Origin of the sequence: Dolichospermum sp. LEGE 00246 (assembly GCF_015207865.1) — a bacterium.
Lineage (GTDB): Bacteria > Cyanobacteriota > Cyanobacteriia > Cyanobacteriales > Nostocaceae > Dolichospermum > Dolichospermum heterosporum.
The window spans coordinates 1-1,259 of the sequence record NZ_JADEWA010000752.1 but is presented as its reverse complement, the minus strand read 5'-3'; the positions used below and the strand labels follow the sequence as shown (position 1 = coordinate 1,259).

Annotated in this window: 1 protein-coding gene; it reads left to right on the top strand. The window is 41.2% G+C overall.

From position 1 onward, the window contains the following. Positions 1-227: 227 nt before the first annotated feature. Entirely contained in the window at positions 228-1,163 is a 936-nt protein-coding gene (locus IQ228_RS26125) for an RluA family pseudouridine synthase (protein WP_027402196.1), read from the top strand. Positions 1,164-1,259 lie beyond the last annotated feature (96 nt).

The following is a 1,259-nucleotide window of genomic DNA, read 5'->3' as shown; positions in this document are numbered from 1 at the left end:
GTGTTAATATGCTGGGATTGATCATTAAAATTTTCTCTCATGATCATTTAATTAGTGAATTTTACAAGGGTTTTGAATTATAAGTATTCAAGTATTACTTTTAGGTTACTATAGATTTTTTAGAGAAATAAAAAACTATCTTAAACATAAGATGAAAAAATGAAGTACAGCGGTTCTCCCAGAACATTTTGAACCTCAATGTTTCTTAAAACACCCCATACCTAATCGTGTCTGCAATTAATAGCATCCAAGTTACCGAAAATAGCGATCGCCTAGATCGCTACTTATCCCAAGAGTTATCAGATTTATCCCGTTCTCGCATCCAGCAGTTAATAGAACAGGGTCATGTTCAAATTAATGACAAGATTTGCACATCTAAAAAGATTAACCTGAAAACAGGCGATCGCATTACCCTGGAACTTCCCACCATTCAACCTTTAGACCTAATCGCCGAAGATATTCCCCTAGACATCCTCTACGAAGACGACGAACTCATCATTCTCAATAAACCCGCAGGTTTAGTAGTCCACCCCGCACCCGGACATCCTGACGGAACGTTAGTTAATGCTATCTTGTCCCACTGTCCCAATTTACCAGGAATCGGTGGCGTGCAACGTCCAGGAATAGTCCATCGTTTAGATAAAGATACAACAGGAGCAATTGCGATCGCCAAAACAGACCTAGCTTACCACCACCTACAAGCGCAACTACAAGCAAAAACTGCCAGAAGAGAATATTTAGGCTTAATTTACGGTGTTCCCAAAACAGAAACCGGAATTATAGATTTACCCATTGGCCGCAATCCCCAAGACCGTAAAAAAATGGCTATTGTTTCTATAGAAGATGGTGGACGCAATGCTATCACTCACTGGCGCACAAAAGAACGGTTTGGCAACTACACCTTAATTCACTTCCAACTAGAAACAGGACGTACCCATCAAATTCGCGTTCACAGTGCCAAAATGGGTCATCCTATCGTCGGCGACCCTATTTATAGTTCAGGTCATTCCCTGGGGGTAAATTTGCCGGGACAAGCATTACACGCTTGGAAACTTCAGCTACAACATCCCATTTCTGGCGATTTAGTCGCAGTCACAGCACCCCTTCCCCGCAGCTTGACAACTTTACTAGAAGTCCTGCGCCGTCGTAGTGGTCTTTATTAAGAATTTCTGAAAAATAGCCATTTAGTCTGATTTTGTGGGTTTTACCTTTGAGAAAATTTATATCCCCCCTGGGGGGAAAAAAGGAAAATTTCCCAA